This window comes from Pantoea sp. JGM49 (assembly GCF_018257655.1).
Taxonomy (GTDB): Bacteria; Pseudomonadota; Gammaproteobacteria; order Enterobacterales; family Enterobacteriaceae; genus Pantoea; species Pantoea communis.
Genome location: NZ_JAERJM010000009.1, coordinates 17,554 through 44,182, shown reverse-complemented (window position 1 = coordinate 44,182; position 26,629 = coordinate 17,554). Strand labels below are relative to the sequence as shown.

At 55.3% G+C, this 26,629-nt stretch carries 22 protein-coding genes and 1 riboswitch; of the genes, 8 read left to right on the top strand and 14 right to left on the bottom strand.

The window, feature by feature from the left end:
* Nucleotides 1-329 precede the first annotated feature (329 nt).
* Nucleotides 330-716, top strand: coding sequence for an aspartate 1-decarboxylase autocleavage activator PanM (gene panM / locus JK231_RS16175; RefSeq protein WP_058960046.1), 387 nt, complete (start codon nt 330-332; stop codon nt 714-716).
* A gap of 147 nt (nt 717-863) precedes the next feature.
* Here panM and rpoH read toward each other — a convergent pair whose 3' ends face one another.
* From rpoH to ftsY, 4 genes are all read right to left on the bottom strand, one after another.
* A complete protein-coding gene (gene rpoH, locus JK231_RS16170) occupies nt 864-1,721 on the bottom strand; it encodes an RNA polymerase sigma factor RpoH (protein ID WP_034827057.1) in 858 nt (285 codons plus the stop codon).
* A 238-nt stretch (nt 1,722-1,959) separates the two neighbouring features.
* Complete coding sequence (gene ftsX, locus JK231_RS16165) at nt 1,960-2,946, bottom strand: permease-like cell division protein FtsX (RefSeq protein WP_058960044.1); 987 nt, start codon at nt 2,944-2,946, stop codon at nt 1,960-1,962.
* Nucleotides 2,936-3,604, bottom strand: coding sequence for a cell division ATP-binding protein FtsE (gene ftsE / locus JK231_RS16160; RefSeq protein WP_034827061.1), 669 nt, complete (start codon nt 3,602-3,604; stop codon nt 2,936-2,938). Before ftsE ends, ftsX begins: the two co-directional genes overlap by 11 nt.
* 5 nt (nt 3,605-3,609) lie before the next feature.
* On the bottom strand, nt 3,610-5,250 hold the full coding sequence (ftsY, locus tag JK231_RS16155; RefSeq protein ID WP_211729065.1) for a signal recognition particle-docking protein FtsY: 1,641 nt from the start codon (nt 5,248-5,250) through the stop codon (nt 3,610-3,612).
* Between the two features lie 230 nt (nt 5,251-5,480).
* Between ftsY and rsmD the strand changes: the two genes are divergently transcribed.
* Together rsmD and JK231_RS16145 are read left to right on the top strand one after the other, a co-directional pair.
* The gene (rsmD, locus tag JK231_RS16150; RefSeq protein ID WP_058960042.1) at nt 5,481-6,080 is read left to right on the top strand and encodes a 16S rRNA (guanine(966)-N(2))-methyltransferase; all 600 of its coding nucleotides are present in this window, start codon (nt 5,481-5,483) and stop codon (nt 6,078-6,080) included.
* Nucleotides 6,070-6,339, top strand: coding sequence for a DUF1145 family protein (locus tag JK231_RS16145; protein WP_034827067.1), 270 nt, complete (start codon nt 6,070-6,072; stop codon nt 6,337-6,339). Before rsmD ends, JK231_RS16145 begins: the two co-directional genes overlap by 11 nt.
* Before the next feature lie 27 nt (nt 6,340-6,366).
* On the opposite strand, the gene JK231_RS16140 is transcribed toward JK231_RS16145, so the two are convergent.
* The gene (locus JK231_RS16140) at nt 6,367-6,723 is read right to left on the bottom strand and encodes a DUF2500 domain-containing protein (protein ID WP_160834062.1); all 357 of its coding nucleotides are present in this window, start codon (nt 6,721-6,723) and stop codon (nt 6,367-6,369) included.
* A gap of 163 nt (nt 6,724-6,886) precedes the next feature.
* Between JK231_RS16140 and JK231_RS16135 the strand changes: the two genes are divergently transcribed.
* Together JK231_RS16135 and JK231_RS16130 are read left to right on the top strand one after the other, a co-directional pair.
* On the top strand, nt 6,887-7,516 hold the full coding sequence (locus JK231_RS16135) for a lysoplasmalogenase (RefSeq protein WP_034827077.1): 630 nt from the start codon (nt 6,887-6,889) through the stop codon (nt 7,514-7,516).
* 92 nt (nt 7,517-7,608) lie between these two features.
* Nucleotides 7,609-9,885 (top strand): zinc/cadmium/mercury/lead-transporting ATPase, encoded by a 2,277-nt coding sequence (locus JK231_RS16130; RefSeq protein ID WP_211729064.1) that lies wholly within the window; start codon nt 7,609-7,611, stop codon nt 9,883-9,885.
* Here the strand turns inward: JK231_RS16130 and tusA are convergent.
* Nucleotides 9,882-10,130 carry a sulfurtransferase TusA gene (gene tusA, locus JK231_RS16125; RefSeq protein ID WP_034827082.1) on the bottom strand — a complete coding sequence of 83 codons (249 nt, stop codon included), beginning with the start codon at nt 10,128-10,130 and terminating at the stop codon, nt 9,882-9,884. The two genes, JK231_RS16130 and tusA, sit on opposite strands and share 4 nt — an antisense overlap.
* 307 nt (nt 10,131-10,437) lie before the next feature.
* Between tusA and JK231_RS16120 the strand changes: the two genes are divergently transcribed.
* Nucleotides 10,438-11,103 carry a 7-cyano-7-deazaguanine/7-aminomethyl-7-deazaguanine transporter gene (locus JK231_RS16120; protein WP_034827083.1) on the top strand — a complete coding sequence of 222 codons (666 nt, stop codon included), beginning with the start codon at nt 10,438-10,440 and terminating at the stop codon, nt 11,101-11,103.
* A gap of 125 nt (nt 11,104-11,228) precedes the next feature.
* A complete protein-coding gene (locus tag JK231_RS16115) occupies nt 11,229-11,786 on the top strand; it encodes a DcrB family lipoprotein (protein WP_211729063.1) in 558 nt (185 codons plus the stop codon).
* Between the two features lie 88 nt (nt 11,787-11,874).
* Here the strand turns inward: JK231_RS16115 and glgP are convergent, their stop codons facing one another.
* From glgP to asd, 6 genes are all read right to left on the bottom strand, one after another.
* Nucleotides 11,875-14,322, bottom strand: a complete 2,448-nt coding sequence (gene glgP / locus JK231_RS16110; RefSeq protein WP_160834059.1) for a glycogen phosphorylase — start codon at nt 14,320-14,322, stop codon at nt 11,875-11,877.
* 21 nt (nt 14,323-14,343) lie between these two features.
* On the bottom strand, nt 14,344-15,777 hold the full coding sequence (gene glgA, locus JK231_RS16105) for a glycogen synthase GlgA (RefSeq protein ID WP_160834058.1): 1,434 nt from the start codon (nt 15,775-15,777) through the stop codon (nt 14,344-14,346).
* A 69-nt stretch (nt 15,778-15,846) separates the two neighbouring features.
* Nucleotides 15,847-17,130, bottom strand: a complete 1,284-nt coding sequence (gene glgC / locus JK231_RS16100; RefSeq protein WP_097118916.1) for a glucose-1-phosphate adenylyltransferase — start codon at nt 17,128-17,130, stop codon at nt 15,847-15,849.
* Nucleotides 17,131-17,140: 10 nt separating this feature from the next.
* Entirely contained in the window at nt 17,141-19,120 is a 1,980-nt protein-coding gene (glgX, locus tag JK231_RS16095) for a glycogen debranching protein GlgX (RefSeq protein WP_211729062.1), read from the bottom strand.
* Complete coding sequence (gene glgB / locus JK231_RS16090; protein ID WP_160834056.1) at nt 19,120-21,306, bottom strand: 1,4-alpha-glucan branching enzyme; 2,187 nt, start codon at nt 21,304-21,306, stop codon at nt 19,120-19,122. Before glgB ends, glgX begins: the two co-directional genes overlap by 1 nt.
* 359 nt (nt 21,307-21,665) lie before the next feature.
* A complete protein-coding gene (asd, locus tag JK231_RS16085) occupies nt 21,666-22,775 on the bottom strand; it encodes an aspartate-semialdehyde dehydrogenase (RefSeq protein ID WP_097118913.1) in 1,110 nt (369 codons plus the stop codon).
* 321 nt (nt 22,776-23,096) lie between these two features.
* Between asd and JK231_RS16080 the strand changes: the two genes are divergently transcribed.
* Nucleotides 23,097-23,690 carry a YhgN family NAAT transporter gene (locus tag JK231_RS16080; RefSeq protein WP_034827091.1) on the top strand — a complete coding sequence of 198 codons (594 nt, stop codon included), beginning with the start codon at nt 23,097-23,099 and terminating at the stop codon, nt 23,688-23,690.
* Between the two features lie 42 nt (nt 23,691-23,732).
* Here the strand turns inward: JK231_RS16080 and panS are convergent, their stop codons facing one another.
* Together panS and lysC are read right to left on the bottom strand one after the other, a co-directional pair.
* The gene (gene panS / locus JK231_RS16075; protein WP_034827093.1) at nt 23,733-24,656 is read right to left on the bottom strand and encodes a ketopantoate/pantoate/pantothenate transporter PanS; all 924 of its coding nucleotides are present in this window, start codon (nt 24,654-24,656) and stop codon (nt 23,733-23,735) included.
* 284 nt (nt 24,657-24,940) lie between these two features.
* Nucleotides 24,941-26,296: a lysine-sensitive aspartokinase 3 gene (lysC, locus tag JK231_RS16070; protein ID WP_034827106.1), complete on the bottom strand. Its 1,356-nt coding sequence runs from the start codon at nt 26,294-26,296 to the stop codon at nt 24,941-24,943.
* Between the two features lie 109 nt (nt 26,297-26,405).
* Nucleotides 26,406-26,600: riboswitch (Lysine riboswitch) on the bottom strand.
* Nucleotides 26,601-26,629 lie beyond the last annotated feature (29 nt).

The window sequence follows — 26,629 nt, the reverse complement described above, 5'->3', positions numbered from 1 at the left end:
TCAAGAATAATGAGTTAGCGCTCTTTTCTGGCATTTATTGGTAATAAGGCTTTATTTTTCAGGTTATTAAACAGGAACTTTCTTCTGTAAATCAACTGACATGTTCAGTATTAGTCGCGTTGCACAGCAGAATCATCTGGTTTTTATGGCCGGTTTTTAGCCAAAATGCCAGCGCGTTATGCTGGCTTTTTCAGCTAACATTGATGGCTTCCTCCACAATCCTGGCAAAGTGGCTGGCATTTGACCTATTTTCATCGCAAAAAAGTGACAGCACGCTGACTGTCTAAATTCGCTACACTATGGCCTTTCTGGCAGTACAGGTAAGGGTAATGAAGCTCACTATTCAGCGAATCACCGCACTCACGCCGCAGGATCGGTTGGATTTAGCTAAAGTCTGGTCGCAGATCGATATTTCGCAACTTGAGGCTGCATTAAGCGAGACGCAGCGCTTGTATGCGGCAAGGTTTAACGATCGTCTGTTGGGCGGGTTGCAGCTGGAGATTTGTGGCACGCAGGGGAAGATTTCACACCTCACCGTGCGCGAAGTGACGCGCCGCCGTGGAGTCGGGCAATATTTGCTGGAAGAGACTATCGCGCAGAATCGCGCGCTGGCAGATTGGTGGGTAGCCGATGACGGCGACGACGATCAGAGTGTGCGCGCGGCCTTTATGCAGGCCTGTGGTTTTCGCGCGCAGGCCGATGGCTGGGTGCGCTAATTATTGCGGACATGTAACGGCGCGATTTATCGCGCTGTCCTGAAGCGCCAGGGTTGGTGACTGATGCGCAATACATTGCGCGGCTAAGGACTGCGGGCAAATAAAAAGGGCGACTATAAAGTCGCCCCGTTTTTCACCCGATGGTTATCAGGCTTCAATCGCCATACGCAGTTTCTTCATGGCGTTCTTTTCCAGCTGACGCACACGCTCTGCAGAGACGCCATATTTGTCGGCCAACTCCTGCAAAGTAGTTTTATTCTCATCATCCAGCCAACGGGCGCGGATGATGTGCTGGCTGCGCTCATCAAGGCTCAGCATGGCATCGCTCAGCTTATCAGCAGCGTGCGCATCCCAGTTATCCTCTTCAATGCCGTCGGCAAAGTCTGAGGTTTTATCCTGCAGATAGAGTACCGGTGCCATCGGCTTACCTTCGCCAGCTTCGTCATCCGAAGACATGTCGAAAGTCATATCCTGCGCGGCCATACGAGATTCCATCTCGAGGACATCTTTGCTGCTCACGCCCAACTCGCGCGCAACCATCTCCACTTCATCCTGATTAAACCAACCAAGACGCTGTTTGCTTTTACGCAGATTAAAGAACAGCTTGCGCTGGGCTTTCGTGGTCGCGACTTTCACAATACGCCAGTTACGCAGCACGTATTCGTGAATCTCTGCTTTGATCCAGTGCACGGCAAATGACACCAGACGCACGCCAACTTCAGGGTTGAAGCGACGCACCGCCTTCATCAGGCCGATGTTACCTTCCTGAATCAGGTCCGCCTGTGGCAGGCCGTAACCGGAGTAGTTACGAGCAATATGAACAACAAAGCGCAGGTGAGACAGGATCAGCGTCTTAGCTGCATCCAGATCGCCCTGGTAATGCAGTTTCTCCGCTAATGCCTTCTCCTCTTCTGCCGTTAATACCGGCCAGTTGTTGGCAGCCCGGACATAAGATTCCAGGTTACCCAGAGGCGCAATCGCTAAAGTTTGCATTTCTTTGGTCATTCAACCCTCACAAATTCAATGGACTTGCTGCGCGGTATTTTGCGCAGACGTTACATTATGTCAACGTCGCGAAAAAACCAAAAGCAATCTGTGCTACTTGGACGACAAAGTTATCCACAAGTTCAATATTAGCAGTGAATATTTTACACACAGATGACGGCGGGAAAAATAGGAAGATTCCTCTGCTCCCAGATCGTCGGCAGCAGAGGAAGAGTATATCAAAAAACGTTGCTGTTGGTTACTGCGGCGTAAATCGGCGTAAATGTTGTACAGTGGCTAACCATGCGGCAACCCAGCCAATAATGGCGGCGATGAGCAGCAGTAGCAGCCCTTCGTCCCAGGAAAAACCTTCAAGAACAAAGGTGGTGCCAAACACCGTCGCCACCTGCGCTACGACTGATTGCAGACGCAGTACCAGCACTTCGGACAGCAGCAGTGAAAGCACTGCACCACTGAAACCTAACAGCGCGCCGCCATACAGGAACGGACGCAAGATAAAGCCGTCGGTGGCACCAATCAGCTTTTGCACGTTAATGGTATCGCGACGGGCAAAGATGCTCAGGCGCACGCTGTTACCAATCACCAGGAACACCGCCACCACCATCAGCAGACCAATCATCGAAGCAATTTGCCCTACCAGCCCGGTTAACGCCGCTAAACGGGCAAACCAGCTGTCATCCATGCGCACTTCATCCACACCCTGCACTTTCGACACGCGGTCGCGCAGGTTAGCCATAGTGTCTGAATTCTGGAAATTCAGTTTCGGCGTGATGATGGCCACGGCAGGCAGCGGGTTTTGCTCCAGCATGTCCATTGAACCGCCGAAACCAGACCAGTTGCGGAACTCATTCAGCGCTTCTTCACGGGTCAGATAGTTAACGTTATCCACGCCATCTAACTTTTTCAGCTCAGCAGCGACATTCTCAGCCGCCGTATCATCCAGCGCTTTATCCAGATACACCGTCAACTGCGGTGCCGGATACCACTGCGTCGCCGCCTGGCTGACGTTTTTCCACACCATATAGCAGACGCTCGGCAGCGTCAGCGAGATAGCAATCACCATCACGGTCAGCAGCGTGGCCAGCGGCTGACGCCACATATCCGAGAGCGTACCGCGCAGCGCATAGCGCCACTGCTCCTGCCAGCCGCCTTTCAGCGCCTTACTTTTTGAAGGCGCCTTCGCCGCCTTCGGCGCCGCTGGGCGCTTATTGCGTTTATTGACCATCATGGCCTCCGTGCAGGCGTCCCTGATTCAGCGTCATCAAGCGGTAATTGCGGCGGGCAATCAGCCCGGTGTCGTGCGTCGCCATTAAGACGGTCACACCAACACGATTGAACTCTTCAAACAGGCGCAGAATGTCTTCTGACAGGGCATCATCCAGATTACCGGTGGGTTCGTCCGCCAGCAGCACCGCAGGTTTGTTCACCACCGCGCGGGCAATGCCGACACGTTGCTGTTCACCACCAGAAAGCTGGATCGGATAACTCTTCGCTTTGTCGAGCAAGCCGACTTTATCCAGCGCTGCCGATACACGGCGACGAATATCTTCACCACTGGCGCCGGAAATGATCAGTGGAATCGCCACGTTGTCATAGACCGAACGATCCATCAGCAAGTGGTGATCCTGGAAAATCATCCCGATCTGACGTCGCAGGAAAGGCACTTCGCTGCGACGCAGACGTGAAATATCGTGGCCGCTAAACCAGATTTGCCCGGCGCTCGGGCGCTCAATGCCACAAATCAGCTTCAGCAAGGTACTTTTCCCTGCACCGGAGTGGCCGGTCAGGAATGCCATTTCGCCGGGGCGAAGATGGAAATCCACTCCCTGCAGCGCCTGACGTCCTCCCAGGTATGCTTTACTGACCTCTTCAAAGCGAATCATCCCAATCATTCCTCTCGGGCAAACAGTGCCTCAATAAAGTCTGCGGCCTTAAACGGCCGTAAATCCTCGATGCCTTCCCCGACACCGATATAACGAATCGGAATACCAAACTGATCGGCAACCGAGAAGATCACACCACCTTTGGCGGTGCCGTCGAGCTTGGTCAGCGTGATGCCGGTCAGTCCCACCGCTTCATGGAACAGTTTGGCCTGGCTAACGGCGTTTTGCCCGGTGCTGGCATCGAGGGTTAACATCACTTCATGTGGTGCATCCTCATCCAGCTTTTTCATCACGCGGGTGATTTTTTTCAGCTCTTCCATCAGATGGGCTTTGTTCTGCAGGCGACCAGCGGTATCTGCAATGAGTACATCGACGTTGCGTGACTTCGCGGCCTGAATGGCGTCGAAGATAACGGAAGCCGAGTCAGCACCCGTATGCTGAGCCACCACAGGAATGTTGTTACGCTGACCCCAGACCTGAAGCTGTTCCACTGCTGCTGCACGGAAGGTATCACCCGCCGCCAACATCACTGATTTTCCCTGAGCCTGATATTGACGCGCCAGCTTACCGATAGTGGTGGTTTTACCCACGCCGTTGACGCCTACCATCAGGATAACAAACGGCGTTTTGCCGCCCACATCCAGTGGCTGATCAACTTTTTCCAGAATGCCGGCCATTTCACTTTTCAGCAGGCCGTAAAGTGCTTCAGCATCACGCAACTGCTTGCGGTTAGCCTGCTGCGTCAGATTGGTGATGATGCGGCGCGTGGTCTCTACACCCACATCAGCAATCAGCAACTGCTCTTCCAGCTCTTCAAACAGGTCATCATCGATTTTTTTGCCGCGGAACAGGCTAACAAAACCGGAACCGAGGTTTTCTCGGGTTTTGACCAGGCTGCGCTTGAGGCGAGCAAAGAAGCCCTCTTTGGTCGGACGATCCTGCTCCTGCGTGATCAGCGGCGCTGCGGCCAGCGGTAAATCGCTGACAGTATCCTGCGCTTCGGCTTCAGCGTCTTCCGCATAGGTTTCGGCCAACGCCAAGGCTTCAAGTTCTTCGTCGCTTAACGCGTCGTCTTCCGATTCAACGGCTGCTTCTTCGATTTCCGGCTCATGCTGCGCAACGAGTGGCTCAACAGCCGCTTCCTCGATCTCTGGCTCATGCTTCCCAACCAATGGCTCAACGACCGCTTCTTCGATCTCTGGCTCATGCTGCGCAATCACTGGCTCAACGACCGCTTCTTCGATTTCCGGCTCGTACTGCGCAACTACTGGCGCAACGGACGCTTCTTCGATCTCCGGCTCGTGCTGCGCAGCAGGCGCTTCAACAATCAGTTCTTCTGCCTGAGGCTCTTCTTCGACAGGTGCTACGTCCGGATGGATTTCCTCCTCCGGTAGCACTTCCTCTTCAATTGCCGTGATCGGCTTGGACACCACCGCTTCCGGCTGTGCCCGTTGTTCTTCGGCTACGTGCTCAGAGACGGCAACCGTCTCTTCCGCCTGCGCTTCGGCGCTTGCTAACGCGCTCTCTTCAGCGATCGGCTGTTGCGCCGCTTCGGCCGGTTGCTGCTCTTCCGCAGGCTGCTGCTTCTCTTCTTCTTTGCCAAAGCCTAGCCAGGAAAAAAAGCCACGTTTTTTCTCTTTTGCCATTGTGTAACCACACTCCTCGATGGCTTATTCCCGGTAGCACGCTGTTCCCAGGGGATAAAAAATTCAATTTTTTGTTCGTGAGCGGCGTAAAAATCAGGCAATTACGCGCCCCATATCAACTCAGTAGTCTAACACTTTCCAGCCAGCGCACCACAGCACCCTTTTTTACGTTTCTTCTGCCTGCCACGCCCGTTAAACTACGCAACAAATTATGACGAGTTGTGAGCAAAATGAGTAAATCCCCCCGCAGCAGCGGCGCTGCTGGCCAGATTCGTATCATTGGCGGACAGTGGCGCGGCCGCAAATTACCGGTGCCGGATAGCGCAGGCCTGCGCCCGACCACCGATCGCGTGCGTGAAACCCTGTTTAACTGGTTAGCGCCGGATATTCAGGAAGCGCGTTGTCTCGATTGCTTCGCCGGTAGCGGTGCGCTCGGGCTGGAAGCACTGTCACGCTATGCGGCGTCTGCTACGCTGCTTGAGATGGAACGTTCCGTTGCCCAGCAGCTGTCGCAGAATCTGCAAACCCTGCGTGCGACGCAAGGCAACGTCGTGCAGACCAATACGCTACAGTGGTTGAGCCAACCCGGAGAGCCGTTCGATGTGGTGTTTGTTGATCCACCATTCCGTAAAGGATTACTGCTGGAGACGCTGACGCTGCTGGAAAACAACGGCTGGCTGGCGGAGAACGCACTGATTTACGTCGAAAGCGAAGTGGAGCACGGCACGCCTGTGGCGCCCGCTAACTGGGACTTGTACCGCGAAAAAATTGCCGGTCAGGTGGCATATCGCCTTTATCAACGCCAACAGGAGACGCACGATGTGGCTTAATCTGGGACGATTACTGATGATTTGCGTCTGGGCATTTCTGCTGCTCAATCTGGTGCATCCTTTCCCGACACCGCTGCGCTACTTTGTGCATGTGGCGCTGTTCTTCATGGTGATCATGCACGGCTTGCAGCTGGTTCTGCTGCGCGCGACTCAGCCGAAAGAGGCGCCAAAACTCAGTGGCGTCACGCAAGCGAAGATTTTCTTTTTTGGTGTGTTTGAACTGCTGGCGTGGCAGAAAAAGCATTACCCGAAGATGTAACGATACGGGCCGCTGCAGCGGCCCGTTTTATTGCGCAGGCGTGAAACTGACAAAGCGACTGCCCTGCATTTTCAACTCTCCCTTCGCGCCCTTATCGATATGATGATAGTCATCGGCGCTCACCACCACCTTAATATCACTCGCCCCATTGAGTGGATGAAACCAGGCTTCGTACTTCATATCTTCAGCCACAATCTCTTCACGCTGGCGCGAACGGCGATTGGGGGAAGGAAATTCACGTTTGGTTTTCACTTCTACGCTCAGTGAGCGAATCGGTGAAGCATCATTTACCGCGGTTTCACGGCGTTGCTTAATAAACTGACGGGTCGCCAATACGGCAATAATCGCCAGAACGATGAAAAAGATTAGCGGTGGTTTGCTCATGATTTCTCTCGCGCTTTGCGTTAGTGTCGGAACAGTAAAAAGACGACAAAGCATACAACCAGAGTTGACCGATTGTCACATTCGTCGCCGGTAACTTACACTGAGATCGCGATTTTGGGAAAATTCATGACTCTGGACGTCGCGTTCAGAAAAGGGAGAAAACATGCTTTGGTCTTTCCTTGCCGTACTTTTTTCCGGTTGGCTGTACGTTGATGCGTCATACCGTGGCCCGCAGTGGCAACGCTGGCTGTTCAAACCTGTTACCTTGCTGTTGCTGGTCGCCTGGGCCTGGCAAGCGCCCACGCTCAATACCACCGATTACCTGATTCTGGCTGGCCTGGTTGCCACTCTGGTCGGCGATGCACTGACGTTACTGCCTCGCCAGCAAATGCTCTATGCGCTGGGTGCATTCTTCCTGTCACATCTGCTCTACACCATCAGCTTTGCTGCCCACATGACCATGAGTTTCTTCTGGCCGATTCCGGTCACGCTGCTGGTGATTGGGGTGGTGGTGATTGGCATTATCTGGTCGAAGCTGGAGGATTTGCGCTGGCCGATCTGTACCCTAATTGGGATGACGCTGGTGATGAACTGGATGGCGGCAGAGAATTACTTCTTCCGCCCGACGGATTACAGCTTCTCACTATTGGTTGGCGCCGGACTGCTGCTATTAGGCAACATTATCTGGTTTATCACCCATTATCGCCGCCGTTTCAGTGCCGATAGCGCCATTGTTGCCGCTTGCTATTTCGCCGGCCACTTTATGATTGTGCGTTCGCTGTGGCTGTATTGAAGAAAAGATGACCTTTTGCTTGACTCTGGAGTTGACTCCAGAGTGTAGCATTCGGGATGCGGGCAGTGGCCCGCATTGATACCGGAGGCTCTATGCACGCCCATTCTCATTCATGCCGTTGTGGAAAATCCCACAGCAAAACCCAGCCGCTGTGCGCCATTCGCAGTGTTTCACCTACGACGCTGAAAATCTCAGCCGCCCTCCCCGCCACACCAGAAAGTGGTTGCGGTCGCTGTGACAACGACAGCGGCAGTCCCGGCGGCGAAAGCGACGCCGAAAGCGACAGGCCCTCATCCACATCTCATCAATTCCGCTGGCAGATTGCCGGAATGGATTGCCCCAGCTGCGCGCGAAAAATTGAAAGTGCTGTACAACAGCTGGCGCAGGTGCGCACCGCTCGCGTGATTTTTGCCAGTGAAAAACTGGTGGTGGATGCCGACCAGGATATTCGCCCGGCCATCGAACAGGCCGTCAAAAATGTCGGTTTTACCCTGACCTCAAACGATCCGCAATCTCAGCCCGAACCGCAACGCCGCTGGCAGGAAAATGCCGGTTTGCTGTTACTGGCGCTGCTGATGCTTGCCAGTTGGCTGCTGAGCCAGGTTTCTCCGGTATGGGGCGATCGCCTGTTTGTGATGACCACGCTGATCGGCCTGGCTCCGATTGCATTCAGCGCGTGGAAACTGCTGCGAGGCGGTTCACCCTTCAGTATCGAAACCCTGATGACCCTTGCCGCCACCGGTGCGTTGGTGATTGGCGCACATGCTGAAGCCGCGATGGTGCTGTTGCTGTTCCAACTGGGTGAAAGGCTGGAGTCATTTGCAGCTTCTCGCGCACGACGCGGTGTGACGGCGTTAATGGCACTGCGCCCCGATACTGCTACGCGTTTGAAAGGCACGCAGCGCGAGCAGGTGGCGCTGGCTGACTTGCATCCTGGCGATACGATTGAAGTCGCGGCTGGCGGTCGTTTGCCGGCCGATGGCGAGCTGCTAAACCAGAGCGCCAGTTTTGATGAAAGTGCGCTGACGGGCGAGTCCGTGCCGGTTGCCCGTCAGCCGGGCGAAACGGTGATGGCGGGCGCCACTAGCGTGGATCGCCTGGTCACGCTGAAAGTCATCTCCGAACCTGGCCAGAGCGCGATTGATCGCATCCTACAGCTCATCGAAGAAGCTGAAAGCCACCGTGCACCGGTTGAGCGCTTTATCGATCGCTTCAGCCGCATTTATACGCCTGCCATTATGCTGCTGGCGCTGTTCGTGATGGTGCTGCCGCCACTGTTAGCGGGGGCAGCGTGGTTGCCGTGGATTTATAAAGGCCTGACGCTGCTGTTAATTGGTTGCCCTTGTGCGCTGGTGATTTCTACCCCCGCTGCAATCACCTCTGGCTTAGCGGCGGCCGCACGACAGGGCGCTCTGATCAAAGGTGGCGCCGCGTTGGAACGTCTCAGCCGTATCCAGACCATCGCATTCGATAAAACCGGCACCCTTACACTGGGTAAACCGCAGGTGACCGAGGTCGAATCTTTCAGTGCGATGGAAGCAAATGCACTGCTGAGCATTGCGGCGGCAGTGGAGCAAGGTTCCAGCCATCCATTGGCGATCGCCATCGTGCGTGAGGCCGAAAAGCGCCAGCTCAGGCTACCGCGCGCCCGGCAGCAGCAAACGCTGGCTGGCAGCGGCATCCGTGCGCAGATTGATGGCGTGACCTGTCAGCTGCTGGCACCACGCGATGCCACCACGCTCACGACCGATCAGCAGCAGGCGATCGCGCAACGGGAAGCTCAAGGTAAAACCGTGGTGGTGCTGTTACAGGATGAGACCGTCATCGGCACCCTGGCGTTGCAGGATCAGCTACGCGAGGAAGCCGTCACGGCGCTGGCACAGTTGCAAGCGCTGGGCATTAATAGCCTGATGTTGACCGGTGATAACCCGCGTGCAGCGGCGTCGATGGCGACGCAACTCAACATCGATTATCGCGCCGGCTTGTTGCCTGCCGATAAAGTGGAGATGGTGCGCAAACTGGAGGAGCAGCAGCCGCTGGCCATGGTAGGCGATGGCATTAACGACGCCCCGGCGATGAAAGCGGCCACGATTGGCATTGCCATGGGCAGCGGCACCGATGTCGCGCTGGAAGCCGCCGACGCCGCGCTGACACAAAACCGTCTGGCAATTATGCCACGCACTATCGCACTGGCCCGTCGCACGCGCGCCATCATCCGTCAAAACATCGCGATAGCGCTGGGGCTGAAAGGCATTTTCCTGGTCACCACACTGCTCGGTTTCACCGGTCTGTGGCTGGCAGTGCTGGCAGATTCAGGTGCGACAGCGCTGGTCACAGCCAACGCTTTGCGATTGCTGCGACAGCGTTAAGCCGTGCCCTTCTGAATCAGATACTGGTACGGCAGCGTTTCCGTCTGCTGTGCCAGCAACTGATGTTCCATAAAGCGGCAAAAACCGGGAATATCACGCGTGGTGGCCGGATCATCGGCAATGATCAGTAAGGTTTCGCCCGCCTGCATGGTGCGCACGGTTTTGCGCACCATCATTACCGGCTCAGGGCAGCGCAGGCCAAGGGCATCAAGCTTGTGGTCCGGCGCAGAAAAGGGATCGCTCATGATTCTCTGTCTTCATTCAAGATGGGCGCTCATTCTAGCGCGCTAAATGGAGAGCGCAAGGCGATAACGATTGCGTTAAAATTAACCATTGCATTATTTGCGCAACGCGCTAAGATGCCGCCGTTTTTTTACCAAATTGCTTAATCCTCGAAATAATTCGCGTTTTAGCAAGGCGGCAAGTGCGTGTATCCCCAGGAGCTTACATAAGTAAGTGGCTGGGGTACGCGAACTTAGCCAACGAAGCGACAACGCGAAGTATGAAGAGGATTGTTGGGTTCCCTCACCCCATTACTCAAAAAGGTCTCACATGATTGATTTCTCTGCACGTCAGCGCATGCATGCGCTGTTTTGGCTTTCCCTATTCCATCTGCTGGTGATCACGTCCAGTAACTATCTGGTCCAGCTGCCGGTTTCCATCTTCGGCTTCCACACCACCTGGGGTGCCTTTAGCTTTCCATTTATCTTCCTCGCTACCGATCTCACCGTGCGCATCTTTGGCGCGCCGTTAGCCCGTCGTATTATTTTGGCGGTGATGATCCCGGCGCTGTTTATCTCTTACGTGGTGTCCTGTGTGTTTTACCAGGGCGAATGGCAAGGATGGGCATCGCTGGAACAGGTGAATCTGTTTGTCGCACGTATCGCCAGTGCCAGCTTTATGGCCTATGCGCTCGGTCAGATTCTGGATGTCCACGTTTTTAACCGTTTGCGTCGTTTACCGCAGTGGTGGATCGCCCCTGCTGCAGCCATGTTCCTCGGCAATATCAGCGATACGCTGGCCTTCTTTTTCATCGCCTTCTACAAGAGCCCGGACCCGTTCATGGCCGCGCATTGGGTGGAGATCGCACTGGTGGATTACAGCTTCAAAGTGCTGATCTGCATGATTTTCTTCCTGCCTGCTTACGGTGTGTTGCTGAACAGCCTGCTAAAACGTCTGGCAGAGCGCTCGACACAGCGTCAGATCAATTTCGGCTAATTGCACATAGACGAAACGCCGCAGCGCGCTAAGATTTCCTGACAAACCGGCGGTTGCTTTTGACCGCCGATTCCGTTTTTATACCGGGTAGAAAGCACCTGACTGGAATCATCAAAGGGAAAAGAATGCGTAACTTAGTGAAATATGCGGGTATTGGTTTGTTGGTGTTAGGTCTTGCGGCCTGTGATCAGAAGAAAGAAGATGCGGCGGCAGGCAGCAACGGTGCCAGCGCCAGCCAGTCAGCCCAGACGGTGAACCTGATGGACGGCAAGCTGAGCTTCAGTCTGCCGGCGGGCATGTCTGATAAAAGCGGTAAACTCGGTTCTGAATCTACCAATATGCATGTGTACGCCGATGAAACCGGCCAGCGCGCAATTATTGTGATTGCGGGCGATCCGACCAACGAAGCGCTGGATGCCTTGTCACAGCGTCTGGAACAGCAGCAGCGCGGTCGCGATCCGCAGTTGCAGGTCGTTTCTAACAAAGCGGTGATGCTGAAAGATCAGCCAGCTCAGCAGTTGGATACCGTGATTTCGGCCAACAACCAAACCTCATGGTCTTCCGTGATTCTGGCAAAAGTGGATGGCAAACTGCTGACACTGCAGATCACTCTTCCAGCCGACAATCAGCAGCAGGCGCAGAGCGATGCTGATGCGATCGTGAAAAGCATCACTCTCAAGTAATGCTTTATAGGTGCGTATAAAAGCGCACCCTTCGAAAATCTCATCCATTGCGTTCAGGGTCGCCTTTAATGGCGACCCATTTCATACCTTACAATCTCACCGGCGAAATATGCCAAATCTCGTCCGCGTACTCCTGGATCGTCCTGTCTGCTGAGAAGTAGCCCATGTTGGCGATATTCAATGCCGCACGGCGCTGCCACTCATCCGGCTGACGATAAAGCTTGTCCACCTTATCCTGCGCATCCACATAGCTGCGATAATCGGCCAGCAGTTGATAGTGATCGCCGAAGTTCACCAGCGCATCAAACAGATTGCGATAGCGACCTGGCTCTCCCGGGCTGAATGCACCGCTAGCAATTTGCGTTAGCGCCTGGTGCAGCTCGGCATCTTCCTCATAATATTTACGCGGGTTGTAGCCATCCTTGCGCAGCTGCTCGACCTGCGGCGTGGTGTTGCCGAAGATAAAGATATTTTCCGCACCCACATGCTCGCGCATCTCGACGTTCGCACCATCCAGCGTACCGATGGTCAACGCGCCATTGAGGGCAAACTTCATGTTACTGGTGCCGGACGCCTCGGTGCCTGCCGTAGAGATCTGCTCGGACAGATCCGCCGCCGGAATAATGATCTGCGCCAGGCTCACGCTGTAGTTAGGAATAAACACCACCTTCAGCTTGTTCTTCACCTGCGGATCGTTGTTGATCACGTTGGCAACATCGTTGATCAGATGGATGATGTGCTTCGCCACGTAATAGGCCGACGCCGCTTTACCGGCGAAGATATTCACGCGCGGCACCCAATCCGCGGTGGGATCGGCTTTGATGCGGTTATAACGGGTGATGACGTGCAGCACGTTAAGCAGCTGACGCTTATATTCATGGATACGTTTGATCTGCACATCGAACAGCGCATGCGGATCCAGCACAATATCCATGTTCTTCGCCACCCAATCCGCCAGACGTTTTTTGTTGGCGAATTTGGCGTCGGAAATTTGCTCGATAAAGGCCGGATAATCGATGTGTGGCGTCAGATCGCTCAGCTGACTGAGGTCGGTTCGCCAGGTGCGACCAATCGTCTCATCCAGCACATCAGAAAGCGCCGGGTTGGCCAGCGCCAGCCAGCGACGCGGCGTCACGCCGTTGGTTTTATTACAGAAACGCCCCGGGAACAGGCGCGCGAAATCAGCAAACAGCGACTGCACCATCAGATTGGAGTGCAGCTCTGAAACGCCATTCACCTTGTGGCTGACCACCACCGCCAGCCACGCCATGCGCACCTTGCGGCCGTTGTTTTCGTCGATGATCGAGATGCGTGACATCAAATCCCAATCATCCGGATAGTATTCCTGGATGGTTTTCAGGAAGTAATCGTTGATTTCAAACACAATGCTGAGGTGGCGCGGCAGGATCTTGCCGAACATATCCACCGGCCAGGTTTCCAGCGCTTCACTCATCAATGTGTGGTTGGTGTACGAGAACACCTGGCAAGTGACCTCAAAAGCGTCATCCCAGCTGAACTTGTGATCGTCGATCAACAAGCGCATCAATTCAGGGATGGCTAAAACCGGGTGGGTGTCATTGAGATGGATAGCAATTTTATCCGCCAGGTTGTCCCAGGTTTCATGCATTTGCCAGTGGCGATTCAAAATATCCTGCACCGTGGCGGAGACGAGGAAATACTCCTGACGCAAACGCAGTTCACGGCCTGAATCGGTGGAGTCATCCGGATAGAGCACGCGCGATACGTTCTCTGAATGGTTTTTATCTTCCACCGCCGCAAAGTAATCCCCCTGGTTAAACTTGCCGAGGTTGATCTCATTGCTGGCCTGCGCGCTCCACAAGCGCAGCGTGTTGGTGGCATCGGTATCGAAACCCGGAATGATTTGATCGTAAGCCGCCGCGATAATCTCTTCGGTTTCCAGCCAACGAACGCGCGCACCTTCATGCTGCAGACGGCCACCGAAACGCACTTTGTAGCGCGTGTTAAAGCGCTGGAACTCCCACGGATTGCCGTATTCCAGCCAGTAATCCGGCGATTCACGCTGCTGACCGTCGACAATATTCTGCTTGAACATGCCGTAATCGTAGCGAATGCCGTAACCGCGTCCCGGCAAACCGAGGGTGGCGAGCGAGTCAAGGAAACACGCCGCTAAACGACCCAGGCCGCCATTGCCGAGCCCCGGGTCGTTCTCTTCGTCCATCAGTTCGCTAAGGTCTAGCCCCATCTCCTCCAGCGCCTGATTGAGATCGTCATAGATACCCATCGCCAGCAATGCATTGCCCAGCGTGCGTCCCATCAGGAACTCCATCGACAGGTAGTAAACCTGACGCACATCCTGCGACAGCTGCGCACGGCTGGAGCGCAACCAACGTTCTACCATGCGATCGCGCACCGCCAGCAAGGCGGCGTTAAGCCACTCATGGTGATTGGCGATCGACGGGTCTTTACCAATAGTAAACATCAGTTTATAGGCGATTGAGTGCTTCAGTGCGTCAACCGTAAGCGTGGGTGAGGCATAGGTGAAAGGTGCATTCATATCCAGTATCCCAATCTCTGATTACAGCAAACGTTGATAAAGATCGCGGTAGGCTTGTGCGGCCACCTGCCAACTAAAATCCATCCCCATCGCCTGCCGCTGAACGTAGCGCCAGAGAGAAGGACGGGACCAGAGGACAAAAGCACGTCGAATCGCCCGCAGCAGCGACCAGGCGTTACTGTCTTCAAAACTGAAACCGCTTGCGACCCCGTCAGCGAGGTTCTCCAGCGAACTGTCCTGCACGGTATCTGCCAGCCCGCCGGTGCGGCGCACTAACGGCAATGTGCCATATTTCAAACCGTACAACTGAGTTAAGCCGCACGGTTCAAAACGGCTCGGCACCATAATCACATCGGCGCCACCGACAATGCGGTGTGAGAAGGCTTCGTGATAACCGATCTGTACGCCGACGCTGCCTGGATGTTCCGCCGCCGCAGCGAGGAAACCTTGTTGTAACTCTGCATCGCCCTGGCCCAACAGCACCAGCTGCCCGCCTTGCGCCAATAGCCCCGGTAACGCTTCCAGCACCAGATCCAGCCCTTTCTGTTTGGTCAAACGGCTGATGACACAAAATACCGGCACTTTGTCATCCACCTTCAGGCCCATGGCGATCTGTAGTTGGCGCTTGTTCTCCGCTTTGCTCTCCAGCGTTTCCCGGTCGTAACGCGCCGTCAGCAGCAGGTCGTGCGCCGGGTCCCAAATGCCCGGGTCAACGCCATTCAGGATGCCACTCAGCCGGCCCTCTTTGAGCCGCTGCTCCAGCAAGGATTCCATGCCATAACCGAATTCTGGCCGGGTGATTTCCAGAGCATACGTCGGGCTGACTGCGGTTATATGATCGGCATAAAATAATCCCGCCTTGAGGTACGAAATTTGTCCGTAGAACTCCAGGCCATGCATGGCGAAGAAACTGCGCGGGATCTGGATTTCATCCAGATGACGCGCATTGAACAGCCCCTGATACGCGAGGTTGTGCACGGTAAACACCGTTTTTGCCGGGTGTCCACGGGCCGCGATGTAAGCACAGGTTAACCCTGCGTGCCAGTCATGCGCGTGCACCACATCGGGTTGCCAGTAGGTATCCAACCCGCTGGCCAGCTCGGCACCCATCCAGCCCAGCAGCGCAAAACGCAGATAGTTATCCACGTAGGCAAACTGCGATGTGTCGTGATAAGGGCTGCCGGGACGCTCATACAATCCCGGCGCATCAATTAAATAAATGCCAACGCCATTGAATTGTCCAAATAATAAACGGACCGGGCCAGCAAAAGTATGCAATTCCGCAACGATCTCGGTGTCAGGAATCCCTTTACGCAAATCCGGATACGCGGGAAGCAATACCCGCGCATCCGTACCACCCGCAATCTGAGCCTGAGGCAATGCGCCGACGACATCAGCCAACCCGCCGGTTTTCAGCAGCGGGAAAAGTTCTGAACAGACATGTAAAACCTGCATCCTGGACCCCTATTGTGTTATCGCGCGCGTTCCCCGCGGCGATTATGTGCTTGCTCGTTGCATTCGTGGTCAGCCAGCCAATTTGGCCAGCATGGCGCGCGTCACCAAAACGATGCCTTCTTCTGAACGGTAAAAACGGCGGCTGTCTTCATCAGGGTTTTCACCAATCACCATGCCTTCCGGAATCACGCAGGCGCGATCAATCACGCAACGGCGTAGACGACAGGAACGATTGATCACCACATCCGGTAACAGCACCGATGAATCGATATTGCAAAACGAGTTAATGCGCACGCGTGGGAACAACACCGAATTCACCACCACGGAACCGGAGATAATGCAGCCGCCGGAAACCAGTGAATTCATCGTCATGCCATGGCTGCCCGAGCGATCCTGCACAAATTTGGCGGGCGGCAAGGGTTCCATATGCGTACGGATTGGCCAGTCGTGGTCGTACATATCCAGTTCCGGCGTGACCGAGGCCAGATCGAGATTAGCGCGCCAGTAAGCTTCCAGCGTTCCGACGTCACGCCAGTAAGGCTCGGCGTTTTCATCGTTCTGTACGCACGACAACGTAAAGGAGTGCGCGTAGGCTTCACCGCTGGCGACAATTTTTGGCAGCAAATCCTTGCCGAAATCGTGGCTCGATTCAGGGATTAGCAAATCCTCTTCCAATAGCTGGTAGAGGTAATCAGCGTTGAACACGTAGATCCCCATACTGGCTAACGCTTTGGTGTCATCGCCCGGCATTGACGGTGGCTTCGGCGGTTTTTCCACAAAATCCACCACGTTGTTGTCCGCATCCACCGCCATCACACCAAACGCCGTGGCTTCGTCGAGCGGCACCGGTAAGCAGGCGATGGTGCACTTCGCGCCACGTTCAGCGTGATCGAGCAACATCCGCGAGTAATCCATTTTGTAGATATGATCCCCGGCGAGAATCACGATGTATTGCGCTCGATAGCGGCGAATGATGTCGAGGTTCTGCGAAACTGCATCGGCGGTACCGCGATACCAATGCTCGGTGGATGCACGCTGCTGCGCCGGCAGCAAATCGACAAATTCATTCATCTCTTCGTTGAATAACGACCAGCCACGCTGGATGTGCTGCGTTAACGTATGCGACTGATATTGGGTAATCACGCCGATGCGCCGAATACCCGAATTGATACAATTCGACAGCGCAAAGTCGATGATGCGGAACTTGCCGCCGAAATGAACGGCAGGTTTGGCACGTTTCGCGGTGAGATCTTTCAGACGCGTACCGCGCCCGCCAGCAAGGATCAACGCCACCGTTTGTGTAGGGAGCTGGCGCGCCAGCATCAGTGGATCTGTTCTATCTAACTTAACCATGTCTGACTCCTTATGATTGCTTTAGGAACACACACACGCCGTGTGCGGGCCCGTGCCAGACAGTTGTCAGGATGGGGTTATCTTCCCCGGCGAAAGGAGGAATGGCACGCCACTCTCCGTCTGGTAAGGCAAGGTCACTCACCGATTCCGTGGCGTTGATTGTTATTAACCAGCGGCTGGAGAGCAGGATCTGCATTCTGTGCGCCCCCTGTTCCCACTCCTCATTTCCCAGTGGTTTGCCGCTGGCATTGAACCACTGCACATTGCCATCGCCCTCCTGCCACCAGCGATCCGCTGTCAGTGCAGGAATGCGCTGACGCAGCCGGATTAACGCGGCAGTGAAGTCGACCAGTCCAAAATCATCCTGATGCCAGTGCAACCATGTGAGTGGGTTGTCCTGACAGTACGCGTTATTGTTACCGTGCTGGCTGTGACCGCGTTCGTCCCCGGCCAGCAGCATCGGTGTACCTTGCGCCAACAGCAGCGTGGTCAGCAGAGCATGCACGCTACGCCGACGACGTTCGACAATATCGAAATTGACCTGTAGCCCCTCTTTGCCATGGTTGTGGCTGAAGTTGCTGCTACTGCCGTCACGATTGTCTTCGCCGTTGGCCTGATTGTGTTTATTGTTGAAGCTCACCACGTCGCGCAGCGTAAAACCGTCATGCGCGGTGATCAGATTGATACTGGCGTGCGGCAAGCGTCCCTCTCGCTGAAACACATCGCTGGAGGCGGCAAACCGCCGGGCAAATTCGCCATTATTGAGCTGGCCGTGCAGCCAGTAACGGCGCGCGGCATCGCGGAAATGGTCATTCCATTCCGCGAATCCTTCGGGAAAATTGCCCACCTGATAGCCGCCGGGGCCGATATCCCACGGTTCAGCAATCAATTTGACCTGTGACAGCACCGGACAGGCTTTAATGGCGATGAACAGCGGCGCATCCTGCCGATAGTCCGGCGTACGACCCAGCACGCTGGCGAGGTCAAAACGTAAGCCATCGATATGGCAGTCCCGCACCCAATAGCGCAGCGCTTCTAATGCCCATTCCATCACCTGCGGATCGCTGAGATTGAGCGTATTGCCGCAGCCGGTCCAGTTTTGATATTCACCCTGCGCGTCGAGCCAGTAATAGCTGGCGTTATCCACGCCGCGCAGTGAAATGTTGGGGCCAATCTCTTCCAACTCGGCAGTGTGGTTGAACACCACATCAAGGATCACTTCGATACCCGCCGCATGCAGCGCTTTCACCGCCTGCTGAAACTCCTGCAAGGGCGTTAAACCCTGCTCGCCGGAGGCATAGCGCGGATCCACCGCCCACAGCGCGAACGGGTTGTAACCCCAGTAATTGCTCAGCCCGAGTCGTAGCAGACGCGGCTCGCTGGCGAAGTGCGCTATCGGCAGCAGTTCCAGCGCGGTGATGCCGAGATGGCGTAAGTACTTCACCATAGCAGGATGGCCCAGTGCCGCATAAGTCCCGCGCAGCCTTTCCGGAATTTCCGGATGTTGCCGGGTTAAGCCACGCACGTGCGCCTCATACACCACCGTCTTGCCCCACGGCGTACGCAGTGGTTTCTCATCATCCCAGTCAAAATCTTCAGCGATCACCAGTGATTTGGGCGCAATGGCGGCGTTATCCTGCTCATCCGGCTGCTGCTCACCACCGCTAAAACGCGGATCGTCGGGAATATCCCCCACCACCGCTTTCGCGCAGGGATCCACCAGCAGTTTGGCGGGGTTAAAACGATGACCTTGCTGTGGTGCCCACGGACCGTGGACGCGATAGCCGTAACGCTGGCCGGGCTTTAATGCCGAAAAATAGCCGTGCCAGATATCCCCACTGCGCGCGGGTAGCGTAAAGCGACGCTCAACGCCGTGCGCGTCAAACAGGCACAGCTCCACCTGCTCGGCATGGCGGGAAAACAGCGTGAAGTTAACGCCGCGCCCATCGTAATGGGCGCCCAACGGCGTTGGCTGCCCGGGCTCCAGCATCAGTCGCCCTCCCGCACCAGCCAAATCGTGGCCAGCGGCGGCAAGGTCAGGCTCAGGGATTGCGCCCGACCGTGGCTCTCAATGTTATCGGTATGCACGATGCCGTGATTGCGGATATTACTGCCGTGATAATCCTGCTGATCGGTGTTCAGCACCTCACGCCAGCCGCCTTGTTGATTGACGCCAAAGCGGTAGTCGTGGCGCGCCACCGGCGTGAAGTTACTGGCAACGATGATTTCATTGCCGTCACGATCGCGGCGCACAAACACAAACACCGAGTTTTCATGATCGTCGACCACCAGCCATTCAAAGCCCTGCGCATCGAAATCAAGTTGATGTAATGGCGTGAAGTGTTTGTAGCTGTGGTTGAGATCGCGCACCAGACGCTGTACGCCGTTGTGCCAGTTGTCTTCGCCCTCCAGCAGATGCCAGTCGAGGCTCGAATCGTGGTTCCACTCACGCCCTTGCGCAAACTCGTTGCCCATAAACTGCAGCTTTTTACCGGGGAAGCCCCACATCCAGCCGTAATAGGCACGCAGGTTGGCAAACTTTTGCCACGCATCGCCGGGCATGCGATCAAGAATCGAGCGTTTACCGTGCACCACTTCATCGTGCGACAGCGGCAGCACGAAGTTTTCGGTGTAGTTATAAAGCATGCCAAACGTCATCAGGTTGTGATGATAGCGACGGTGCACCGGATCGAGTTTCATGTAGTCGAGCGTGTCGTGCATCCAGCCGAGGTTCCATTTGAACCAGAAGCCGAGGCCGCCATCTTCAGAAGGGCGTGTCACACCCGGATAGTCGGTGGACTCTTCTGCCACGCTGATGGTGCCCGGTGCCGCACGGCCCAGTGTGCGGTTGGTGTGGCGCAGGAAGGAAATCGCTTCAAGATTTTCACGCCCGCCAAAGTGGTTAGGGATCCATTCGCCCTCTTTGCGGCTGTAATCGCGGTAGATCATCGATGCCACGGCATCCACACGCAGGCCATCAATGCCAAAGCGCTCCATCCAATACAGCGCGTTGCCGGAGAGATAGTTACTGACTTCGCGGCGTCCAAAGTTGTAGATCAGTGTGTTCCAGTCCTGATGGTAGCCTTCACGCGGATCGCTGTGCTCATACAGTTCGGTGCCATCAAATTTCGCCAATCCGAAATCGTCACTGGGAAAGTGACCCGGCACCCAATCAAGCAACACATTAAGGCCGGCATCGTGCGCTGCGGCGATAAAGTGGCGGAACTCATCGCGGGTACCAAAGCGGCGCGTGGGTGCATACATGCCAAGAGGCTGATAGCCCCAGCTGCCATCAAACGGATGTTCGTTGATCGGCAGCAGTTCAATGTGGGTGAAGCCCATCTCTTTGACGTAAGGCACCAGCTGTTCGGCCAGCTCTTTGTAGCTCAGCCAGAAGTTGTTGTCGGTGTGGCGGCGCCAGGATCCCAGATGCACTTCGTAAATCGAGATCGGCTGATCAAAAGCATTGGCGGCTTTGCGCTGCGGCTGCATCTCCACCTTCGGCGGTAAACCGCAGATCATTGAGGCGGTTTGCGGGCGCATCTGTGCTTCAAAGGCAAACGGGTCGGCTTTGATGCGCATCTGCCCTGACGCATCAATAATTTCATATTTGTACAGCTGGCCATTCACCGCGCCCGGCACAAACAGCTCCCAGATACCCAGCTCACGGCGGAAGCGCATCGGGTGACGACGACCGTCCCAGAAATTGAATTCGCCTACCACAGAGACGCGACGTGCGTTCGGTGCCCACACCGAGAAACGGGTGCCGCTGACGCCATCGATGGTGGCGTTATGTGCACCTAACGTTTCATACGGGCGCAGATGCGTGCCTTCGCCGAGCAGCCAGGCATCCATTTCGGCCAGTAGAGGACCGAAGCGATAGGCATCATCGATCAGGTTTTGCTGGCCGTGCCAGGTGACCGCCAGCTGATAGCGAAACAGGTTTTTACGGCGTGGGATCACACCGCAGAAGAAGCCGCGTGAATCGAGGCATTTAAGCTGCGCGCATTTGCGTCCGGTGTTGGTTTCAATCACCCAGACTTCGGAGGCATCGGGCAGCAGCGCGCGCACTTCAAGGCCTTCGACAGTTTGGTGCATCCCCAAAAAAGAGAAGGGATCGGCATAATTCCCGGCAAAAAGGGCATTGATCGCCTGGCGATCGGGAAGCTCTGACATGACTTTCTTCCTATGATTTTGCGCAGGCGACCGGAGTGGACAACAATGCCGCCTCTGGTGCGCTGCTTTTCATTGAGCCATACGTACATCAGCAAGAGAGGACACCGTCCATGGGAGAAGATCTTTGCCGTGTACAACAACCATTCAGTTCGGAAAGCAAAAACAGTAAACAACCGGCACATCACTGTTAAATCATAGCTTGGGGCTGGCAGAAGCCAGGGGGGAAAGCAAAAAAATCTTGTCGGGCAAGCAAAAAGGGGAAGCGGATCACTTGTCAGGCGCAATTTGGGTTAAGTTTTGCAACCTGGTTGGCATAAAAAAGGCCGGGAAATCACGGCCTGTCTGCTTTGTCGCTGCGCTTAGTCGATCAGCAAACGCAACATGCGGCGTAGCGGTTCAGCCGCGCCCCACAACAATTGGTCACCCACGGTAAAGGCGGAAAGGTATTCCGGCCCCATGTTCAGTTTGCGCAGACGGCCCACTGGCGTGGTCAGCGTACCGGTCACCGCTGCAGGGGTCAGTTCACGCATGGTGATTTCGCGGTCATTTGGCACCACTTTCACCCACTCGTTATGAGAAGCCAGCAGCTGTTCGATTTCGTTCAGCGGGATATCTTTTTTCAGCTTCAGGGTGAATGCCTGGCTGTGGCAGCGCAGTGCACCGACGCGCACACACAGACCATCCACTGGGATCACGCTGCTGGTGCGCAGAATCTTGTTGGTTTCTGCCTGGCCTTTCCACTCTTCGCGGCTCTGGCCATTATCCAGCTGCTTGTCGATCCATGGAATCAGGCTGCCCGCCAGCGGTACGCCGAAGTTGTCGGTCGGCAAAGTGCCTGAACGGGTGAAATCGGTGACGCTGCGTTCGATATCCAGAATCGCCGAAGCCGGATCCTGCAGGGATTTCGCCACGTGGTCGTGCAACATGCCCATCTGGGTCAGCAGTTCACGCATATGGCGCGCACCGCCGCCCGACGCCGCCTGATAAGTAGCGACAGAGGCCCACTCCACCAGATCGTTAGCGAACAGGCCGCCGAGTGACATCAGCATCAGGCTGACGGTACAGTTACCGCCGACGAAGGTTTTGATACCGTTGTCGAGGCCCTGACGAATCACATTGTGGTTAACCGGATCGAGAATGATGATGGCGTCATCTTTCATGCGCAGCGTCGAGGCCGCATCAATCCAGTAACCCTGCCAGCCGCTTTCACGCAGCTTAGGGTAAACTTCACTGGTGTAGTCACCGCCCTGGCAGGTGATAATAATATCCAGCGCCTTCAGCGCCTCGATATCAAAAGCATCCTGCAGCGCACCGGTCGACTTGCCGCCGAATGTCGGTGCTGCCTGACCAAGCTGAGACGTGGAGAAGAAGACCGGATTAATCACATCAAAATCGCGTTCTTCACTCATGCGTGACATCAGCACAGAGCCGACCATGCCACGCCAACCAATAAAGCCTACATTCTTCATTTTCTGTCCGTCCGGGGCGTTATCACTGTGCCCTTCGTGGTGCGAGGAAAAGACCAAGCGGAATATCCAGTTGATCTGCGTAATAATCAGGTTTACCTGCGACCTCCAACTCTACAAAATGCAGGCTTTCTGGCAAGTGAATTAATTCGATTGCGCCAACTTTTTCAGCAGTACAACTAATACTCCCCTCAATGAATCGAGGTACGGGCAGGCGGAAATTCGGAGTATCTCGATCGGCTACGCGAGTCAGCGCTCCGGAAGCCCATCGCCGCCAACGCACCTTAGTTGAAAAATGACGGGAACAAGGGATGGCTATTACCTATGACTGAAATGATATCTGCGACCATATTGCTGCTGTTGATTATGGATCCGCTAGGCAACCTGCCGATTTTTATGTCGGTGCTTAAGCATCTCGAACCCAAGCGCCGGCGCGCGGTGCTAATACGTGAAATGCTGATCGCACTGATCATCATGCTGCTTTTCCTGTTTACCGGCGAACGTATTCTGGCGTTCCTGAATTTGCGCACCGAAACCGTCTCGATCTCCGGCGGCATCATCCTGTTCCTGATTGCCATTCGCATGATTTTTCCCTCTGGCGAAACCAGCACCAGCGGATTACCTGCAGGTGAAGAACCGTTTCTGGTGCCGCTGGCGATTCCGCTGGTCGCAGGCCCTTCGCTGTTAGCCACGCTGATGCTGCTGTCACATCAATATCCTAATCAGATGTCACATTTGGTTGGTGCATTGCTGATTGCCTGGGGCGTTACCGTGGTCATTCTGCTGATGTCAGGACTGTTTTTACGCCTGTTGGGCGACAAAGGCGTTAACGCGCTGGAGCGGTTGATGGGCTTGATTTTGATTATGCTGGCAACGCAGATGTTCCTGGATGGGATCCGCGCTTATCTAAAACTTTAGTAAATAGACAGCGGGCGGCACTTTGGCCGCCCGCTCGCAGGATTACTTCTGCTTCTTCTCAATCGGTTTGCCCGACCAGTAACCGGCCAGCAGCGAACCTGACAGGTTGTGCCACACCGAGAACAGCGCACCCGGCAAAGCGGCCAGTGGCGAGAAGTAGAGTTTGCCCAGCGTTGCCGCCAGACCGGAGTTCTGCATACCCACTTCCAGTGCCAGCGTGCGGCAGGTGGATTCGTCAAAGCCAAACAGCTTGCCGCCCCAGTAACCGCCCAGCAGGCCGATGGCGTTATGCAGGATCACCGCCGCAATCACCACCAGGCCGACAGAACCGATAAAGCCCTGAGAACCCGCTACCACTGCGCTGATAATCAGCAGAATGCAGACCATGGAAAATGCCGGCAGATAGGGCTCAACACGGCGCACCACGCTGTTCATTGAGTGGTGGATGATCAGACCCAGACCAATCGGGATAACCACGATTTTAATAATGCTGAGCAGCATGCCGATCACATCGACCTGAATGTGAGTATCGACATAGAAGCGCGTCAGTAGCGGCGTGGCGAACACACCCACCAGCGCAGACACTGAAGAGATGGTCACGGACAGGGCCACATCGCCCTTCGCCAGATAGATCATCACGTTGGACGCGGTACCGCTGGCCACGCTGCCCACCAGGATCATCCCGGCTGAAAGGTCCGGCGGCATGTGGAATAGCTTAGCCAGGCCCCAGGCGGCGAGTGGCATCACCAGATAGTGCAAAAAGGTGCCGGCAATAACCGGTGCCGGACGCGTCAGCACACGTTTGAAATCATCAATATTCAGAGTGACGCCCATGCCGAACATGATCAGCATTAGCAGGTAAGTGACCCACGGCCCAATACCGAGAAACGTCGAGGGTGAGTAATACGCCGCGACCGAGAGCAGCACGGCCCAGAGCGGGAACAGGCGGGTTAATTTGGCGAGCATGGAGAGACTTCCTTAGATATTTTTTAATTTATTTCATATGCCACAGATGAAGTGCCGCGCGGGGAACGACCACAGCGACGGACGCGGGATCATAACATTTCATTATCGTGACGTAAGGCGGGAAGTCGCTGGCAGGATAAAATGCGGATCGTCTGCGGCAAAGCAGGGAAAACGGCAATGATATCCGCTGCTTTTAAGGCGGTGGACGAGATATCGCACGCCTGTAGCCTGTTAAAGAAATAAAAAAGCCGGACGATGTCCGGCTCGTTTTCAGCATGTCTGGATTAACTGCCAAACAAGTTCTTATGCAGCGCGCGCACCACTTCTTCTGCGTCTGGCGTTGGTACCAGGAAGCACAGGTTATAGCTGCTGGCACCGTAGCAAATCATGCGCAGATTAAACGGCTCAAGGGCACCAAACACCTCTTTGCCAACGCCGCAGGCTTTCGACAGGTTGTTGCCGATAATCGCCACCAGCGCCAGGTTCTCTTCCACTTCCACGCGGCACAGTGAAGAGAGCTCAGTCAGCAGTGCTTGCGTCAACAAGCTTTCACCGGTGGTCGAAGAACCGGTGGTATCCAGCGTCAGCGCCACGCTCACTTCTGACGTGGTGACCAGATCGACGGAGATGTTATGGCGAGCCAGAATCGCGAACACTTCAGCCAGGAAGCCGTGCGCGTGCAGCATGTTCAGGCTGTGCAGCGTCATCAGCGTTTGCTTACGACGCAGTGCCAGCGCGCGGAACAGCGGTGGATTCTGGGTTTCATTGCACACGCGCGTGCCACCTGCAGCCGGATCTTTGCTCGAACCGACGAACACCGGAATGTCACTGCGCACAGCTGGCAGCAAGGTCGCTGGATGCAGCACTTTCGCGCCGAAGATCGCCATTTCCGCCGCTTCCTCGAAGGTGATCTCTTCGATGCGTTTCGCGGTGGGCACCACGCGTGGATCGGTGGTGTAGATACCGGCCACGTCGGTCCAGATATCCACACGCGATGCCTGCAGAGCTTCTCCCAATAGTGCTGCGGTATAGTCGCTGCCGCCACGTCCCAGCGTGGTGGTGCGCCCTTTACCTTCGCTACCAATAAAGCCCTGAGTAACGACCAGTGCTTCTGCAACACGTGGAGCCAGTTGCGCGGTGGACAGCTCTTTCAGCGTGGCAACATCAGGCTCAGCACGACCAAAACGGTCGCTGGTGCGCATCACTTTACGCACATCAAACCATTCGGCATTGACCTGACGCTCACGCAGCACTTCCACGAACAGCAGGGTCGACATCAGCTCACCGTGGCTTACCAACTCATCGGTCAGCGCATGTGAGGTCGCCAGCGCAGTCGCTTCCGCCAGCATCAGGATGTTTTCCAGCATGCGATCAATCTCCTGGCGAATCACTTCAGGGGATTGCAGGCGATCAATGATGGCGTATTGAATGTTGCGAATTTCGTCCAGCAGGTGCGCGCGCTGCTCCAGTTCCCGGCCTTCAGCCAGAGAAACCAGCAGATTAGTCACGCCAGCAGACGCAGAGAGCACCACTAAACGGGTATTGGCATCAGAGAGCACAACATCCGCACTGCGGTTCATGGCATCAAAATCGGCAACGCTGGTGCCGCCAAATTTTGCCACGATCAGGTTTTGAGACATGTTACGAACCTCGTGTCAGATTAGCTTTCTCCCGTGGTTAAACGGAAGAGGTGATTTCAGCCTTGGCACAAGAGAAGAGCAGAATTGGACAGACAAGATCAGGAGATGAGTCACCAAAAGCACTTCACCTTGCGAAACGTCCGACTGCGGACGCTTCTGGTGACAACCCAGAGGATTCAGCCCCTGCAGCCGACAGGACAACACTCCGCGTGTTGTTCCATCTCGGCGTCGCACCCCATGATGTGTTGTCGTTGGATACGGATCCTCAAACACACTGCCTGGGCGACGCGCCTCTTCTGGCTTGCACCCAAAGGTGCAAGTCGCGGGCACAAA